The sequence below is a fragment of the Pseudomonas sp. O39 genome, from assembly GCF_045447295.1.
In the GTDB taxonomy this organism is placed as follows: domain Bacteria; phylum Pseudomonadota; class Gammaproteobacteria; order Pseudomonadales; family Pseudomonadaceae; genus Aquipseudomonas; species Aquipseudomonas antarctica_A.
In genome coordinates this window covers 441716-457763 of record NZ_JBJGXV010000001.1, presented here as the reverse complement: position 1 = coordinate 457763, position 16048 = coordinate 441716, and the positions used below count along the sequence as shown (strand labels likewise).

General features: G+C 61.0%; 15 protein-coding genes. 5 read left to right on the top strand and 10 right to left on the bottom strand.

What is annotated here, in order from left to right; genetic code table 11:
* Nucleotides 1–198: 198 nt before the first annotated feature.
* A complete protein-coding gene (locus ACI77D_RS01970) occupies nucleotides 199–2136 on the top strand; it encodes an ATP-dependent DNA helicase RecQ (protein WP_407015948.1) in 1938 nt (645 codons plus the stop codon).
* 23 nt (nucleotides 2137–2159) lie between these two features.
* Complete coding sequence (locus ACI77D_RS01965; protein WP_064450206.1) at nucleotides 2160–2591, top strand: thioesterase family protein; 432 nt, start codon at nucleotides 2160–2162, stop codon at nucleotides 2589–2591.
* Between the two features lie 148 nt (nucleotides 2592–2739).
* Here ACI77D_RS01965 and ACI77D_RS01960 read toward each other — a convergent pair whose 3' ends face one another.
* The 4 genes from ACI77D_RS01960 to ACI77D_RS01945 form a co-directional block, all read right to left on the bottom strand.
* Nucleotides 2740–3219 (bottom strand): glycine zipper domain-containing protein, encoded by a 480-nt coding sequence (locus ACI77D_RS01960; RefSeq protein WP_064450207.1) that lies wholly within the window; start codon nucleotides 3217–3219, stop codon nucleotides 2740–2742.
* Nucleotides 3220–3493: 274 nt separating this feature from the next.
* Nucleotides 3494–5842: an FdhF/YdeP family oxidoreductase gene (locus ACI77D_RS01955; RefSeq protein ID WP_221293656.1), complete on the bottom strand. Its 2349-nt coding sequence runs from the start codon at nucleotides 5840–5842 to the stop codon at nucleotides 3494–3496.
* Nucleotides 5839–6678 carry a formate dehydrogenase accessory sulfurtransferase FdhD gene (fdhD, locus tag ACI77D_RS01950; RefSeq protein WP_064450209.1) on the bottom strand — a complete coding sequence of 280 codons (840 nt, stop codon included), beginning with the start codon at nucleotides 6676–6678 and terminating at the stop codon, nucleotides 5839–5841. Before fdhD ends, ACI77D_RS01955 begins: the two co-directional genes overlap by 4 nt.
* Before the next feature lie 97 nt (nucleotides 6679–6775).
* Complete coding sequence (locus tag ACI77D_RS01945) at nucleotides 6776–7663, bottom strand: LysR family transcriptional regulator (RefSeq protein ID WP_064450210.1); 888 nt, start codon at nucleotides 7661–7663, stop codon at nucleotides 6776–6778.
* Nucleotides 7664–7791: 128 nt separating this feature from the next.
* Between ACI77D_RS01945 and lysM the strand changes: the two genes are divergently transcribed.
* Nucleotides 7792–8232: a peptidoglycan-binding protein LysM gene (lysM, locus tag ACI77D_RS01940; RefSeq protein WP_053253809.1), complete on the top strand. Its 441-nt coding sequence runs from the start codon at nucleotides 7792–7794 to the stop codon at nucleotides 8230–8232.
* Between the two features lie 92 nt (nucleotides 8233–8324).
* On the opposite strand, the gene yrfG is transcribed toward lysM, so the two are convergent.
* Entirely contained in the window at nucleotides 8325–8990 is a 666-nt protein-coding gene (gene yrfG / locus ACI77D_RS01935) for a GMP/IMP nucleotidase (protein WP_407015947.1), read from the bottom strand.
* A gap of 87 nt (nucleotides 8991–9077) precedes the next feature.
* On the opposite strand from yrfG, the gene nudE reads away from it, so the two are divergent.
* The gene (gene nudE / locus ACI77D_RS01930) at nucleotides 9078–9644 is read left to right on the top strand and encodes an ADP compounds hydrolase NudE (RefSeq protein ID WP_064450212.1); all 567 of its coding nucleotides are present in this window, start codon (nucleotides 9078–9080) and stop codon (nucleotides 9642–9644) included.
* Nucleotides 9641–10477, top strand: a complete 837-nt coding sequence (cysQ, locus tag ACI77D_RS01925; RefSeq protein WP_053253812.1) for a 3'(2'),5'-bisphosphate nucleotidase CysQ — start codon at nucleotides 9641–9643, stop codon at nucleotides 10475–10477. The genes nudE and cysQ overlap by 4 nt, the downstream gene beginning before the upstream one ends.
* A gap of 127 nt (nucleotides 10478–10604) precedes the next feature.
* On the opposite strand, the gene ACI77D_RS01920 is transcribed toward cysQ, so the two are convergent.
* The 5 genes from ACI77D_RS01920 to rfbB form a co-directional block, all read right to left on the bottom strand.
* Nucleotides 10605–11060 carry a thioesterase domain-containing protein gene (locus tag ACI77D_RS01920; RefSeq protein ID WP_262666781.1) on the bottom strand — a complete coding sequence of 152 codons (456 nt, stop codon included), beginning with the start codon at nucleotides 11058–11060 and terminating at the stop codon, nucleotides 10605–10607.
* Nucleotides 11061–11086: 26 nt separating this feature from the next.
* On the bottom strand, nucleotides 11087–12472 hold the full coding sequence (locus tag ACI77D_RS01915) for a sigma-54 dependent transcriptional regulator (RefSeq protein WP_064450215.1): 1386 nt from the start codon (nucleotides 12470–12472) through the stop codon (nucleotides 11087–11089).
* Complete coding sequence (locus ACI77D_RS01910; protein WP_064450216.1) at nucleotides 12469–14277, bottom strand: ATP-binding protein; 1809 nt, start codon at nucleotides 14275–14277, stop codon at nucleotides 12469–12471. Before ACI77D_RS01910 ends, ACI77D_RS01915 begins: the two co-directional genes overlap by 4 nt.
* Nucleotides 14278–14342: 65 nt before the next feature.
* Nucleotides 14343–14888 carry a dTDP-4-dehydrorhamnose 3,5-epimerase gene (gene rfbC, locus ACI77D_RS01905; protein ID WP_221293660.1) on the bottom strand — a complete coding sequence of 182 codons (546 nt, stop codon included), beginning with the start codon at nucleotides 14886–14888 and terminating at the stop codon, nucleotides 14343–14345.
* A 43-nt stretch (nucleotides 14889–14931) separates the two neighbouring features.
* Nucleotides 14932–16014 carry a dTDP-glucose 4,6-dehydratase gene (gene rfbB, locus ACI77D_RS01900; RefSeq protein ID WP_262666784.1) on the bottom strand — a complete coding sequence of 361 codons (1083 nt, stop codon included), beginning with the start codon at nucleotides 16012–16014 and terminating at the stop codon, nucleotides 14932–14934.
* Nucleotides 16015–16048 lie beyond the last annotated feature (34 nt).

Sequence of the window (16048 nt, the reverse complement as noted above, 5' to 3'; positions counted from 1 at the left end):
CGCCATCGCAGGCAAGCCAGCTCCCACATTTGGTTTGTATTCTTCTCACAATATCGAGTTAACACTCCCACTTCGGCCCTAGGCCATGCCTCAGCCTGTGTATCATCCTGTCTCTTTTTTCCTTGCGACCTTTCTCGATTCGCTGAACACGCTGGTCTATGGTTTGGGCTCGTTCAGCGGTCAACGGAGTGACAGCTTATGCACGACACCCTCCAACAGGTCTTTGGTTATCCACAGTTTCGTTTGGGCCAGGAAGCAGCGGTCAGTGCGGTGCTGGCCGGTCGTTCGGCGGCGGCGATCTTCCCCACCGGCTCGGGCAAGTCCCTGTGTTATCAGCTGTCGGCGGTATTGTTGCCGCACCTGACGTTGGTGGTGTCGCCGCTGTTGGCGTTGATGCAGGACCAATTGGGCTTCTTGAAACGCCACGGCATTTCAGCCGGCAGTATCGATTCGGCGCAGAGCCGCGATGACGCCAATGACGTGATGGCCCGCGCACGTTCGGGCGAGCTGAAAATCCTGATGATTTCCGTGGAGCGTTTGAAGAACGAGCGTTTCCGTCATTTCCTGCAAAGCGTGCAGATCTCCTTGCTGGTGGTGGACGAGGCGCACTGTATTTCCGAATGGGGTCATAACTTTCGCCCGGACTATTTGAAGCTGCCGGACTACCAGCGCCAGTTCAATATTCCGCAGGCCCTGCTGCTGACAGCCACGGCCACGCCCAAGGTGATTGCCGACATGCAGGCGAAGTTCGCCATTGCGCCGGACGATGTCATCACCACAGGCTTCTACCGGCCCAACCTCAACTTGCTGGTGGAGCCGGTTGCCGGTGTGGATAAGCGTCGGCGCCTGGTCGCCTGGATGAGCGAGCGAGCCAATCAACCGAGCATCGTTTACGTCACCCTGCAAAAAACCGCCGAGCAGATTGCCGAACACCTGAACCGCAATGGCATCCAGGCCGAGGCCTATCACGCCGGCTTGGCCCACGATAAACGTGAGGGTATCCAGCAACGCTTTATGGGCGGGCGCTCCAATTGCATCGTTGCCACCATCGCGTTTGGCATGGGCATCGACAAGAGTGACATCCGCAACGTGGTGCATTTCGACCTGCCCAAGTCCATCGAGAACTACAGCCAGGAGATCGGCCGCGCAGGGCGTGATGGTCAGCCGTCCGACTGCCTGGTGTTGGCCAACCGCGACAGCCTCAATGTGCTGGAAAACTTTGTCTACGGCGACACGCCGGAGCAGTCGGGCATTTGCCGTGTGCTGGAGGAGTTGCAGGCGGCGCGGGGCGATGGGCAATGGGAGTTCTTGCTGAGGTCGCTGTCGGACCACAGCAACATCCGCGAGCTGCCGCTCAAGACGCTGCTGGTGCAGTTGGAGCTCAAGGGCGTGATCGCGCCGCGCTACGCGTTTTACGCCGAATACCGTTTCAAATACCTGATCGAGCCCGAGGCCTTGTTGGCGCGTTTTTCGGGTGAGCGGCAGCAGTTTGTCGCGGCGATTATCCAGGTGTGTAATCGCGCCAGGACCTGGGCGACTGTGGATTTCGACGCGCTGTATCAGCAGCACAATGCTGAGCGCAGCCGTGTAGTGAAGGCGCTGGATTACTTCCAGGAACAGGGCTTGATCGAGCTGGAAAGCAAGCAGATGACTGAGGTCTACAGCTTGCTGAATACCGACTTCGATCCGCAGGCATTGAGCGAAGAGTTATACACAGGCTTCAAGCAGCACGAGGTGACGGAGGTGGCGCGAATTCACGCCATGCTCGAGCTTTTTGCGACCGAGCATTGCCTCGGACAGCGTTTGGCCAAGTACTTTGGCGATGAAAATGCCCCCTTGCGGTGTGGGCATTGTTCGGTGTGCCACGGCCATGTAGCCCACTTGCCTGCACCGCCGAGTTTGCCGCGGCTTGTGGATAAAAACTTCATGGGGCTGTGCGGCGATTTTATCCACAGGCATCATGAACATACCGGGCAGCTGCCGGGTGCGGAGCGGCTGACACGGTTCCTGGGGGGTATCAGCGTGCCGTTGTTTACCAAGCTGAAGGCGCGGGGGATTCCCGGTTTTGCTGCGCTGGAAGACTACCCCTACGCCGAGGTGCGTGAGTGGGCTGAGTGTCATTTGAATGATCTGTAAATCCACTTTCGTGAGACCTGCACATGCCTGACTCAATGCCCTTGCGCGCCGATTACCGTCACTTCCAGCCGATCATCACGCGTTGGCACGACAACGACGTGTATGGCCATGTGAATAACGTCACCTACTACAGCTTCTTCGACACGGCGGTGAATACCTACTTGATCGAACACGGTGGGTTGGACATTCATGACGGTGAGGTGGTGGGATTTGTGGTGAGTTCGGCGTGCGATTATTTCGCGTCGATCGCCTTTCCAGACCGCATAGAAATTGGCCTGCGGGTGGGCAAGCTGGGTAACAGCTCGGTGCAGTATGAGTTGGCGGTGTTCAAGGCAGGCGAAGAGGAAGCCTGCGCGGCGGGGCGCTTTGTGCATGTGTTTGTGGATCGGGCGTCGAACCAGCCGGTGGCGATTCCGGGGATGTTGCGCGAGGCGTTGCAGCGGTTGGTGGCCTGACACCGCCATTGTGCTCAATGGAGATTAAATGTGGGAGCGGGCTTGCCAGCGATGGCGGCGGGTCAGGTTGAGATGTGTCGCCTGACGCTGTGCTATCGCGGGCACGCCCGCTCCCACATGGGCCTGCAGTTGTCTTTAGACTGCGGGCTTACCGATCACGGTAATGATGTTTGTTCTTGCGATGCCCATAAGCATGGCCGCGGCCGCGATGGTCGTCACGGTCATAACGACGGTTGTCCCGCCCGCGATAACGACGGTCTTCGTCATCGCTCTTGTTGCCCATGTAGTTGCCCAGCGCGCCGCCCGCACCACCGCCGGCGGCTGCGCCGATCAGGCTGCCCGTGCTGCCGCCCATGCTGCGGCCCACCACGTTGCCACCGGCCGCGCCCAAGGCACCACCGATAGCGGCTTCGCCACGGCTGCGTTTGTCGGCACCCACCGCACTGCCACCCGCGCCACCCAGGGCTGCGCCAATGGCCGAGCCGGTGTTACCACCCATCTGCTGGCCGACAACTGAACCTAAAACCCCGCCCAATGCGCCGCCCACACCGGCTTCGGTGGTGCCACCGGCCATGGCTGCGCCACTGACCAGGCCAAGGGACAACAAGAGAATCGAGGAGAACTTCATAGAGAGACCTCAAGAGGATGACGGCGCGATCCTGAGGTTGTATCGAGACACTGACAATCGAAAACCGACCAGTGGTACAGGTTGTATACAATTTGCTAAGTTGCTGTTTTGTATGGGGAACTTAAGTGGTTTTCGCGAGTCTTTAACTACTTCGGAACGGCCGCTTTTATGCAAAAGCGGCCTTTTTTGTGCCTCGCAAAAAGTATGTGTGACGGCTTGCTTGTTGTGGCAAGCCCGCTCGCTACAACCAGCCCGCACACCACAACAATCCCAATCAGGCCGAGCGCGCCATGATCAAACCGGTCGCACTCGCCGCTTCCAATCGAATCGCCACGAATTTCGACGTCGGTGTATGGCTGCCATCCCCGGTGCTTTCCAGTGGCACCAGCGGGTTCACTTCCGGGTAGTAGGCGGCAGCCTGGCCTGCCGGGATATCGAATGCCAGCAAGGTGAAGCCTTTCACGCGGCGCTCACGGCCGTCCTCCCAAAGCGACACGATGTCGGCCTTCTGCCCCGGCTTGAAGCCGAGGCGGATGATGTCGGCCTCGTTGACGAACAACACGTCACGTTGGCCCTTGACCCCACGGTAGCGGTCGTCCAGGCCATAAATGGTGGTGTTGTACTGATCGTGGGAGCGCATCGATTGCATGATCAGGTCCGGCACCCGGCCCGTGGCGTGGGTGCGTTCGTGGATCAGGTCTTTAGGCAGCACGTTCGGGCGGAAGTTGGCGCGGCCGGAAGGTGTGTTCCAGCGGCGTGCGCCGGCGGAGTTGCCCAGGTAGAAGCCGCCCGGGTGTTTGATCTTCTCGTTAAAGTCTTTGAAGCCTGGGATGGTGTCGGCGATCAGGTCGCGGATGCGCCCGTAGTCGGCCACCAGCCAGTTCCAGTCCACCGGTTTGCTGCCCAGGGTCGCGGCGGCGATGCCCGCGAGGATGGCAGGCTCGGACTTCATCAGCTTCGACAGGGGTTGCAGTTGGCCATTTGAGCCGTGAACCATGCTGAACGAGTCTTCCACGGTGACGGCTTGCGGGCCATCGGCCTGGATATCAATGTCGGTACGGCCCAGGCACGGCAGGATCAGCGCGTCTTTGCCGTGCATCAGGTGGCTGCGGTTGAGCTTGGTGCTGATCTGCACGGTCAGGTCGCAGCTGCGCAGCGCTTCGAAGGTGCGCGGGCTGTCCGGCGTGGCTTGGGCAAAATTGCCGCCCAGGCCGATAAACACCTTGGAGCGGCCTTCGAGCATGGCGTGGATCGCTTCCACCACGTTGTGGCCATTGTGGCGGGGCACCTGGAACTGGAAGCGACGCTCCAGCGAATCAAGGAATGCCACCGGTGGGCGTTCGTTGATGCCCATGGTGCGGTCGCCCTGCACGTTACTGTGGCCGCGCACCGGGCACAGGCCTGCGCCTGGGCGGCCGATGTTGCCGCGCAGCAGCATCAGGTTGGCGATTTCCTGGATGGTCGGCACCGAGTGGCGGTGCTGGGTGATGCCCATCGCCCAGCACATGATCACGTTCTTGCCTTTGGCGTACATGCGCGCCGCTTGCTCAAGCTCAACCAGGGTCAGGCCGGACTGCGCGACGATCTCATCCCACGAGGTGTCGTCGATCTGGCCGAGGTAATCCAGCACATTGGCCGTGTGTTCGTTGAGGAAGTCGTGGTCGAACACAGCTTCTTTGCCTTCGGCCTGGGCCTGGCGCTCCCACAGCAGCAGGAACTTGGCCATGCCGCGCAGGATGGCCATGTCGCCACCCAGGGCTGGGCGGAAGTAAGCGGTGTTGGTCGGCTTGTCGCCGTTGGTGAGCATTTCCAGCGGGTGTTGCGGGTGTTGGAAGCGTTCCAGCCCGCGCTCTTTGAGTGGGTTGATGCACACCACCTGGGCCCCACGTTTCACCGCTTCACGCAGCGGCTCGAGCATGCGCGGGTGGTTAGTCCCGGGGTTCTGGCCCCAGACGAAAATCGCATCGGCATGTTCGAAGTCATCAAAGGTCACGGTGCCTTTGCCGACGCCCACGCTTTGCGCCAGGGCCACGCCGCTGGCCTCGTGACACATGTTCGAACAATCCGGGAAGTTGTTGGTGCCGTAGGCGCGCACAAACAGCTGATACAGGTACGCCGCTTCGTTGCTGGCGCGGCCCGAGGTGTAGAACTCGGCCATGTCCGGGCTTGGCAAGGCGTTGAGATGTTTGCCGACCAGGTCGAATGCCGCTTCCCAACTGATCGGCGTATAGCGATCGGTCTCGGCGTCATAGCGCATCGGTTCGGTCAGGCGGCCCTGGTACTCCAGCCAATAGTCGCTCTGCTCCAGCAGCGCAGTGACGCTGTGCTTGGCGAAGAAGGCAGCATCCACACGGCGTTTGGTGGCCTCCCAGTTGACCGCCTTGGCGCCGTTTTCGCAGAATTTGACTACCCCGCTTTCTGGCGAGTCGCCCCACGCGCAGCCCGGGCAGTCAAAGCCTCCGTTCTGGTTGGTCTTGAGCATCATGCGCAGGTTTTTCAGCGCGTTGTCGCTGGTCAGCCAGGCCTGCGCCACGCTGATCAGTGCGCCCCAGCCGCCGGCCGGGCCTTTGTAGGGCTTGTAGCGTGGCTTCGGAGTTTCGTCGGCTTGGTGGTGCAGGCTCATGGCTGGTTCTCCATCGCAGGGCTGTAGACCCGCGGCGCACTTTTCTGCGGCAGGTGGATGAGATTGAGGTTGTGGCGGCGGGCCCATTGCACGGCCAGGCCGGTAGGCGACGACAGGCTGACCAGGGTCTGGATGCCTGCGCGCAAAACTTTCTGGATCAGTTCGAGGCTGCAGCGGCTGGTAACGATTGCCAGGCTGCCGTCGGTCGGAATCTTTTGGCGGATCAGTGCGCCGATCAACTTGTCGAGGGCGTTATGCCGGCCGATGTCTTCACGGCCCATCAGCAACTCGCCCTGGTTGTTCATAAATACCGCTGCATGCACCGCGCCGCTGTACTGGCCCAAGGGCTGGAACGCGCTGATGCGCTGGCGCAGGCCGTCGAGCCATTCGGCGGGCGGCAACGGTGCGCCGGGCAGCACCTGAAGGTCTGGCAACGCTTGTTCCACCGCCTCCACACCGCACAAACCACAGCCACTGGTGCCTGCCAACTGGCGGCGTTGCTGCTTGAGGTTCCAGAAGGCACGGCTGGAGATCTGAACCTGGGCGTATTGGGCAGAACCCGAACCGCTGAGTTTCAGGTCATAAATGTCGCTAACGTCGGCAATAATGCCACTACCGATACTGAAACCGACGATGAAGTCTTCCAGATCCGTCGGCGTCACCAGCATCACGGCTTGGCTGATGTCGTTATAGGCAATCGCTAACGCCACTTCTTCCGCCAATGCAGTGCTGGCGACTTCAGTGTGTTCCAGGTTGCAAAACTGGTAGCTCTGACTGGCGGCGGGCGCGGGCGTTTCAGGGGCGGGCGCCGCGCAGACTGGGCGCTTGGCTTCCATGGGGCAGTACCACCGGGGGATTGATCAGTGTTTAGACTAGGCGCGACAAAGGGTCGCGTCTAATTGCCAGTACTGATCTACCGATAGATGGCGTCGATCAAGGTTCGATTTGCGATTTTTGAAACAGCGCGAAACAGGCTTCGGCCAGTGCGGAGCGGGGTGCGCTACGGCGCATGATCAGCCCCAGTCGCGCCAGGGTGTGAGCATCTTCAATCGGTTGCAGACGCAGGTGTTCGGTCAGGGCGTCGAGGCCACCGTCCAGCGGCATCACGGCGCAACATAGGCCGCCGTGCACGGCTTGTAACAATTGATGCACCGCATCGGTTTGTAACAAAGGCTGCGGGTTGAGCCCACGGCTGTGGAAGTTGTGGTCGATTGACTGACGAAAGTGCATGCCGCTGGTGAGCATGCCCAACGGCAATTCAATCAGTGCTTCCCAACTCAACGGCTTGTCGCCGAAGCTGAAAAACCGTTGGTCGTAGAGCAGGCCCATGCGGGTTTCGCCCAGTGCCAGCGAGTCGAAGCGCTCGTTGTCGAGGCGCTCCAGATACGACACACCGAGGTCCAGGCGATTGCTCGCCAGCTGTTCGAGGATTTGTTCAGAGCTTAATGCCGAGAGCTCAAAGCGCAGGTTCGGGTGTTCTTTGTGCAGTTGTTGCATCAACGCCAGGGGATCGAAGCTCGACAGCGGCACCACACCCAGGCGCAACGTACCCACGAGGTTGCCGCGACAGGCCGCCGCTTCCGCCTGCAAGCCGTCATAGGCCGCCAGTACGGTGCGTGCCCATGCCAGGACGCGCTCGCCCGGCGCGGTGAAGCCTTCGAAGCGCTGGCCACGGTTGACCAGTTGCAAGTCCAGTTCTTCTTCGAGGTTGCGCAGGCGCATCGACAGAGTCGGCTGGGTGATATGGCAACGCGCGGCCGCCTGGCCAAAGTGCCGGGTCTCGTCGAGGGCGATGAGGAATTTCAACTGTTTGATGTCCATCTTCGCTCCGGGCTTATACCAATGGCGTGGGATTCTAGCGCGTTTGGGTCTTTGGTCGGCTGGAACCCAAGTCTGCGGGATTGGTCTAGTCTTTGGCATCTGGAAATCAAACCCAAGGAGAGCACACCATGAGTCTTTTTAGTTTCGTGAAAGAAGCAGGCGAAAAGCTGATCGATCTGTTGACGCCGGGTAACGCTAACGCCAGCGATGAGTTGAAAAAACATATCGAAGCAGTAGGGCTGGGTAACCCTAACGTTCACGCCACCGTGGACGGTGACAAGGTGACGATCACGGGTGAAGTCGCCAGCCAGGAAGAGAAAGAAAAAATCCTTCTGGCGGCGGGCAATATTGCCGGTGTAGCCACTGTAGATGACCAGATTACCGTCTCCGGCCCTGTCGTCGCCGCCGCCCGTTTTGTGGTGGTGAAAAAGGGCGACACCCTGAGTGCGATTTCCCTGGCGGTGTATGGCAACGCCAACCAGTACAACAAAATCTTCGAGGCCAACAAGCCGCTGCTCAAAGATGTGAACAAAATTTACCCAGGGCAGACGCTGCGTATTCCTGAGTAAAGCCTCACTCCGAGTAACGGCAATCGCGGGCAAGCCCGCTCCCACAGGAGAGTGCATTCCAAATGTGGGAGCGGGCTTGCCCGCGATGCGATCTAAAGGCCGACGATCAAGTCCCGGTAATCGTCTACCGCCGCAAACTCCGCAGTATCCTTCGGCCCTTTCTGACGACTGTCCGGCTCTTTCACCGCCAGCAGATGCCCCACGCCAAAATCCCGGGCACTGCGCAGGATCGGCAAGGTGTCATCGATAAACAGGCTGCGGGCCGGGTCAAAGTGGATATCGGCTTGCAGGGCATCCCAGAACTGCAGGTTTTCCTTGGGGAAACCGTAGTCGTGAGAGCTGATCAACCGCTCGAAATACGGCGCCAGCTCAATGCGTTCCAGTTTCAATGACAGCGAGTCACGATGCGCATTGGTGATCAGGATGACGCGTTTGCCGGCCCGTTTGACCGCTGCCAGAAACGTATCCGCATCCGCGCGCAGGGCGATCAGGTGGGCGGTTTCGAGCTTGAGCTCGCGCACCGGGATCTTCAGCTCCGTACTCCAGAAATCCAGGCAATACCATTGCAACTGTCCGGCGTTACGCTCGAACAGTGGCTGCAACTCCATCTCGGCCATGGCCCGGGTCACGCCGTGCAGCTCGGCATAGCGCTGGGGCAGGTGCTCCATCCAGAAGTGGTTGTCGTAATGCAGGTCAAGCAAGGTGCCGTCCATGTCCAGCAGGACGGTGTCGATGGCGTGCCAGGGCAAAGAGGGCATGGGGCGTTCTCATGTAAGTAAAGATATCCGACACAGACAATCGGAAAAGCCACGGTATAGTAACCCGATCACGCCAAGGAGCCGCTTATGCGCCAGAAACCCACCGTACTCGCCCGCGAAATAGTCGCCAGTAGCCGTTTGTTCCGCGTGGAGGAAGTGCAACTGCGCTTTTCCAATGGCGTTGAACGAACCTACGAGCGCCTGGTAGGCCGCGGTGCCGGCTACGGCGCGGTGATGATCGTGGCGATGATCGACGAGGACCATGCGTTACTGGTGGAAGAATACTGCGGTGGCACCGACGAATATGAGTTGTCGTTACCCAAAGGGTTGATCGAACCCGGCGAAGACGTGCTGGCGGCAGCCGACCGTGAACTCAAGGAAGAAGCCGGCTATGGCGCGCGACAGTTGGAGCACATTACCGAGCTGTCGTTGTCGCCTGGCTATATGAGCCAGAAAATCCAGGTGGTGCTGGCCACTGAACTGTACGAAGAGCGCCTGGAAGGCGATGAGCCTGAGCCGATGCGTGTGGACAGGGTCAACCTGCGCGAGTTGTCGCAACTGGCGCAAAACGAGCAGTTCAGCGAAGGCCGCGCCCTGGCCGCACTGTATCTGGTACGAGACCTGTTGACCCAGCGTGGAGCGTTTACCGCATGAGCGAACTGTTTTTAGGCCACCCGTATATTGCCCCTGTGATTGAGCTGGCTCGCCAGGCGGGTGAAGTGATTCTGCCGTTTTGGCGCGCCGATGTGGCCGTTACCGCCAAGTCGGATGATTCGCCGGTGACGGCGGCGGACCTGGCGGCTCACCACCTGATCCTGGCGGGCCTTACCGCGCTCGACCCGAGCATTCCGGTGCTGTCCGAAGAAGATGCTGATATCGATCAGAGCGTGCGTGCCGGCTGGCAGCGCTGGTGGTTGGTGGACCCGTTGGATGGCACCAAGGAATTTATTTCCGGCAGCGAAGAGTTCACCGTCAATATTGCGTTGATCGAGCAAGGCCGTGTGGTGTTCGGTGTGGTGTCGATGCCGACCAGTGGCCGTTGCTACTTCGGTGGCGCCGGGTTGGGGGCGTGGCGCTCCGATGTGAATGACGCGCCCAAGCAGATTCAGGTGCGTGAGGCACCGGCGGCGGGCGAGTCCTTTACCGTGGTCGCCAGCCGGCGCCATTCCAGCCCTGAACAGGAACGCCTGCTCGACGGTTTGAGTGAAGGGCTTGGGGCATTGAAACTGGCGAATATCGGCAGCTCGCTGAAGTTCTGTCTGCTGGCCGAGGGCAGCGCCGATTGCTACCCACGCCTGGCGCCAACATCGCAATGGGACACCGCTGCGGCCCAGGGTGTACTGGAAGGCGCAGGGGGCGAGGTGCTGGAATTGAGCGGCGAGCCGTTCAGTTATCCGGCACGGGCCTCGTTGTTGAACCCGTTCTTTTTGGCGTTGCCGGCGAAGGCTGCGTGGCGCGAGCGATTGCTGACCCTGGCGCGTTCCTAAGGCCTCAAAAAATCAAAATGTGGGAGCTGGCTTGCCTGCGATAACGGTCTGACAGTCACCGCTTCAGTGACTGATCTACCGCTATCGCAGGCAAGCCAGCTCCCACAGTTGTTTTGTGTTGTGGCTTCTAGCGGTGCAGGACGTATTGGCCGGTGAAGGACACGGCCTGTTCTGCACTGCCTTCGTTGACGATCCACGTCTCCAGTGTCAACCGCGCCCGGCCATAGCGCTTGTACGTCGCCAAAAACCGCTTCCACACCTTTTCTTCCGGTGCCGGGCACACCACCGTTGCATCCCGCGTGACCGGCAGCGGGTAACTGATCTGCCCTTCCTGAATCACGATATGCCCGTCTTCAATGCCTTCTTCGCGCAGTTTCAAGTGCAGCCAGCCCCAACCCGCCAGCACGGCGCCGCAATAGAGGCTGCCGCCGAACATCGTGCTCTTGTGGTTGATATTGGCCTGCAAGGGCAGGTGCAGCTGCAGTTGGTCGTGTTGCCAATCGAGCACCTTGAGGCCCATCTCCCGAGTGAGGGGGATGTCGTGATGAAGGATGGATTCCAGGTAACGGCTGTCGCGGCTCATGATGGCCTCTTGGCGAGTGGGCAGGGTCATTCGTCGTCAGCGTTGTGGCTGGCGCTGTCGGCGAAGTTCAGGCCGTGTTTGCGCAGTTTGTCGTGCAGGGTCTTGCGCGGCACGCCGAGGGCTTCGGCGAGGCTGCGGACCGAACTGTGGGGGCGGGTCAGTTCGGCGGCGATCAGGCTTTTTTCGAACTGTTCGACCTGTTCGCTCAAGCCGCCGGGTGTGGACGTCAGGACGCCGGTGGCGGGATTGTCCGCCGTGGCATCGAGTGCCAACTCCAGCCCCAAGGCGAAGCGCTCCGCCGCATTTTGCAGTTCGCGCACATTGCCCGGCCAGCTATGACGCAACAGCAGCGCCCGTTGGCCCGGTTGCAGCTCGTGCAGCGGCAGGCCGTGGCGGCTGCTGGCTTCGTCGGCAAAGTGCTGGAACAACATCAGTGCATCTTCACCGCGCTCGCGCAGCGGCGGAATGCGCAGCGGCGCGACGTTGAGGCGGTAATACAAGTCGGCCCGGAAGCGGCCCTGGTCGGCGGCCTGGCGCAGGTCTTCCTTGGTGGCCGCGATAATGCGGATATCCAGCGGGATCAGCTGATTGCCACCCAGGCGCTCAACCACGCGCTCCTGCAACAGGCGCAGCAGTTTGACCTGTACATCCAGGCTCATGCTTTCGATTTCATCGAGGAACAGTGTGCCGCCGTTGGCGAATTCGAACTTGCCGATACGGCGTTTCTGCGCGCCCGTAAAAGCGCCGGGCTCATGGCCGAACAGCTCGCTTTCGACCACTGACTCGGCCAGGGCCCCGGCGTTGATCGCCACAAACGGTCCGCTACGCCGGCTCGACAGGTCGTGCAGCGCGCGGGCCACTACTTCTTTGCCGGCCCCGGTTTCGCCGAGGATAAGCACGTCGGCACGGGTCGCTGCGAGGGCGCCGATCTGCTCGCGCAGACGCAGCATCTGCGGTGAGTGCCCGACCAGGCGCGTACTCAGTTGCTGGCGATCACTGAGGGCCAGGCGCAGGCTGCGGTTGTCCAGCACCAGACGGCGCAGGGCCAGGGCGCGGCGGACGCTGTCGAGCAGGGCGTCGCTGGCGAACGGTTTTTCGAGAAAGTCATACGCGCCGGCGCGCATGGCTTGCACCGCCAACGGCACATCACCGTGGCCGGTAATCAACAATACCGGCAGTTCAGGGTCCTGGCCATGCAGTTCGGCGAGCAGCTCCAGGCCGTCCATGCCGGGCATGCGGATATCGCTGACCACCACGCCCGGCCAGTCGCGAGACAGGCGCGCAGTGAGGCCGGTGGCTTCGCCCAGGGTCAGGACCTTCAGCCCGGCCAGGTCCAGGGTCTGGCACAGGGCCTGACGCAGGTGGGGATCGTCGTCGATCAGCACCACCTGAATCTGGTTATCGATACTCATACACTGCGGTCCTCGGACGGTTGCAGACTGACGCCCGGCGAGCCGGCACGCAATTTCAAGGTTAACAGTGCGCCGCCTTCCTTGTGGTTGGCGAACAGCAGTTCACCGCCAAAGGCACGCATCAAGGTGTCACAGATCGCCAGGCCCAACCCCAGGCCCTGGGTGCGGGTCTTGGTGGTGTAGAACGGTTCACTGGCCCGGCCCAGGGCTTCCATGCAAAAGCCCGGGCCATTGTCGCGAATGTACAGGTTGACGCCCTGTTCGGTGGTTTGGGCACTCAACCAGAGTTTGCGCGGCGGGCCTTTTTCGGTCAGGGCGTCAAGGGCGTTGGCCAGCAGGTTGCCGAGTACCTGACGCAGACGCGTTTCCCCGGCTTGCACCCATAGGGTGGCTTCCGGCAAGTCACGGATCAGCTCGACCTCCATCGACCGCCGCCGCTTGGCCAGTAACGCCAGCGCGTCATCCAGTGCCGGTTGCAAGGCCACGCTTTCCGGGGCGTGGCGGTCGCGTCGGGCGAATGCGCGCAGGTGGGCGATGATCGAGGCCATGCGCCCCGTCAGTTCGCTGATCAGTTTGAGGTTGCCCCGTGCGTCGTTGGTGCGTTCATGGTCGAGCAGGATCTCGGCGTTTTCCGCGTAGCTGCGAATCGCCGCGAGGGGCTGATTGAGTTCGTGGCTGATACTCGCCGACATGGTCCCCAGCGCCGACAGTTTACCGGCCTGCACCAGGTCATCCTGGGCGCGAACCAGTTCCTGCTGGGCGTGCTCACGCTCGAGCACTTCCTGTTTGAGGCGCCGGTTCAGGCCTTCCAGGTCGCTGGTGCGCTCCACCACACGGGCTTCCAACTCGCGTCGGGCCTTGGCTTCGAACGCGATGCGCTCCAGGTAATGCCGACGGCGCTGCATCATCAAGCCCAGCAACAGCATTAGCACCAGTAACGCGGCGCCTCCGACGGCCACCACGGTACGCACCGGGCGATTGATCAATGAGCGCGGCGCGAGAATTTCCACGGTCCATCCGGTTTCGGCGATGGCCGTGGATTGGCGCAGCCACGCTGTGGGACTCAGCGCCAGCGGCTGCGGGTCGCGCGTCGGGTAGGGCTGGATCGCGATGATCGCCTGGCGTTCCTCGGCGGTCAGCGGACGGGTGGCGCGGAATCGCCATTGCGGGCGCGAAGTGAGGATCACCACGCCGTTGTGGTCGGTCACCAGCAGTTGTTCTGGCGTGTTGCCCCACAGGCTTTCGGTGTGGTCCAGGTCAACCTTGACCACCAGCACGCCGATGATTTTATCGCCATCGTGAACGGCGGCAGCGAAGAAGTAGCCGCGCTTGGCCGAGGTGGTGCCCAGGCCGAAAAACCGCCCCAGGTGCCCGGCCATGGCTTCGCTGAAATAGGGACGAAACGAGAAGTTGCGGCCGACAAAGCTGTCCTGTTTATCCCAGTTGGAGGCGGCGAGGGTTTTGCCGGTGGTGTCCATCAGGTACATCACTTCCACACCGGCCTGGGCGGCGACGTCCTTGAGCAGCCGGTTGGCGTTGGTCAGGTTGGTGCTGACGTGGGGCGCATCCAGCACGGTACGCAGGGCGGGCAGGTCGCCGAGGATTTGCGGCAGCACCTCATAGCGGTGCAGGGTGCCGAGCAGGTTGGCGACGTACAGATCGAGGGTCTGGCGGTTTTGCCCGGCCAGTTCACTGCGGTAATACCGCTCGGCCAGATGTTCCAGCGGCCACAGCAGCGGCGCGAGGCACAACGCCAACAACGCAAGGCTGCGCCAGCGGGGTCTTCGCGGAAGGGGTGGTGTCATGGGAGTCATGCGCCTGTGGGTACAGGCGCATTATGCCTAGGGCTGTCGTGCAAGACACTCGCCGGTCAAGGAAACACGTCGGCCTCTGCCAGGAACTTGCCGTTTTGATCCTTGGCCGACAAGGTCGGAGCCCCGTCCAGCAGCCAGTCAATATTGAGCTGCGGGTCGTCCCAACGGATACAACGCTCTGCGGAAGGAGTGTAGTAGTCCGTGGTTTTGTAGAGGAACTCGGCGTGGTCGCTGAGCACTACAAAACCGTGGGCAAACCCGGGTGGAATCCACAACTGGCGGTTGTTTTCGGCGGACAGGCGCACGCTGGTCCATTTGCCGAAATCAGGCGAACTGCGGCGGATATCCACCGCCACATCCAGGACCTCACCGGCAGTCACACGTACCAGTTTCCCCTGCGTATTTTCGATCTGATAGTGCAAGCCGCGCAGCACGCCCTTTTGCGAACGGGAGTGGTTGTCCTGCACAAACTCCAACTGCAGGCCTGTGGCTTGAGCAAAAGCCTTGGCGTTGAAGCTCTCATAAAAAAAGCCGCGCTCATCGCCAAACACCTTCGGTTCGAGGATCAACACATCGGGCAGCTCAGTCGCGATTACATTCATTGGGTTTGCCTCGCCGAGGTGAACAGGTCGTGTGATCAGATCCTTATGCGATCAGATCTTTTGCGTCGGTATTGCCGAGTCGCTCACCTTGATAACTACCGTCCTGGACCCTGCGGCACCAGTCGAGGTTATCGAGATACCACTGCACGGTCTTGCGCAGGCCGGTTTCAAAGGTTTCTTCAGGGACCCAGCCCAAGTCGGCTTCGATCTTGCTCGCATCGATCGCGTAGCGCTGGTCGTGGCCAGGACGGTCCTTGACGAAGGTGATCAGGTCGGTGAATTTTTCTACGCCGGCGGGGCGGTGTGGCGCCAGTTCTTCCAGCAGGCCACAGATGCCGCGTACCACGTCGATGTTCTTCTGCTCGTTGTGACCGCCGATGTTGTAGGTTTCGCCGACTTCACCCTCGGTCACGACTTTGAGCAGTGCACGCGCGTGATCTTCGACGAACAGCCAGTCGCGCACCTGCAAACCGTCGCCATAGACCGGCAGTGGCTTGCCTGCGAGGGCATTGAGGATGACCAGCGGGATCAACTTCTCGGGGAAGTGGAACGGCCCGTAGTTGTTCGAGCAGTTGGTCAGCAGCACCGGCAGGCCATAGGTGCGCTGCCAGGCGCGGACCAGGTGGTCGGAGGCCGCTTTGCTGGCCGAATACGGGGAGCTTGGCGCGTAAGGAGTGGTTTCGGTGAACAGGTCGTCCACACCGTGGAGGTCGCCATACACTTCGTCGGTGGAAATGTGGTGGAAGCGGAACGCGCTCTTGGCCGGTTCGGCCAGCGTTTGCCAATAGGCGCGCGTGGCTTCCAGCAGGCTGTAGGTGCCGACGATGTTGGTCTGGATAAAGTCCGACGGGCCGTCAATGGAACGGTCGACGTGCGACTCGGCTGCCAGGTGCATGATCGCCTGGGGCTCAAAGCGTGCCAGCACGGCGCTGACGGTGGCCTGGTCGATGATATCGGCTTGCACGAACTCATAGCGGCTGTTGGACGCGATGCTGGTCAGCGACTCCAGGTTGCCGGCATAGGTGAGTTTGTCCAGGTTGAGCACTTCGTGCTCGGTGTGTTGAATCAGGTGGCGAATCAGTGCAGAACCGATAAACCCGGCACCGCCGGTGATGAGAATGCGCATGTCAGAGAGCCTTTTCCTTAGACGGTCATTAAGC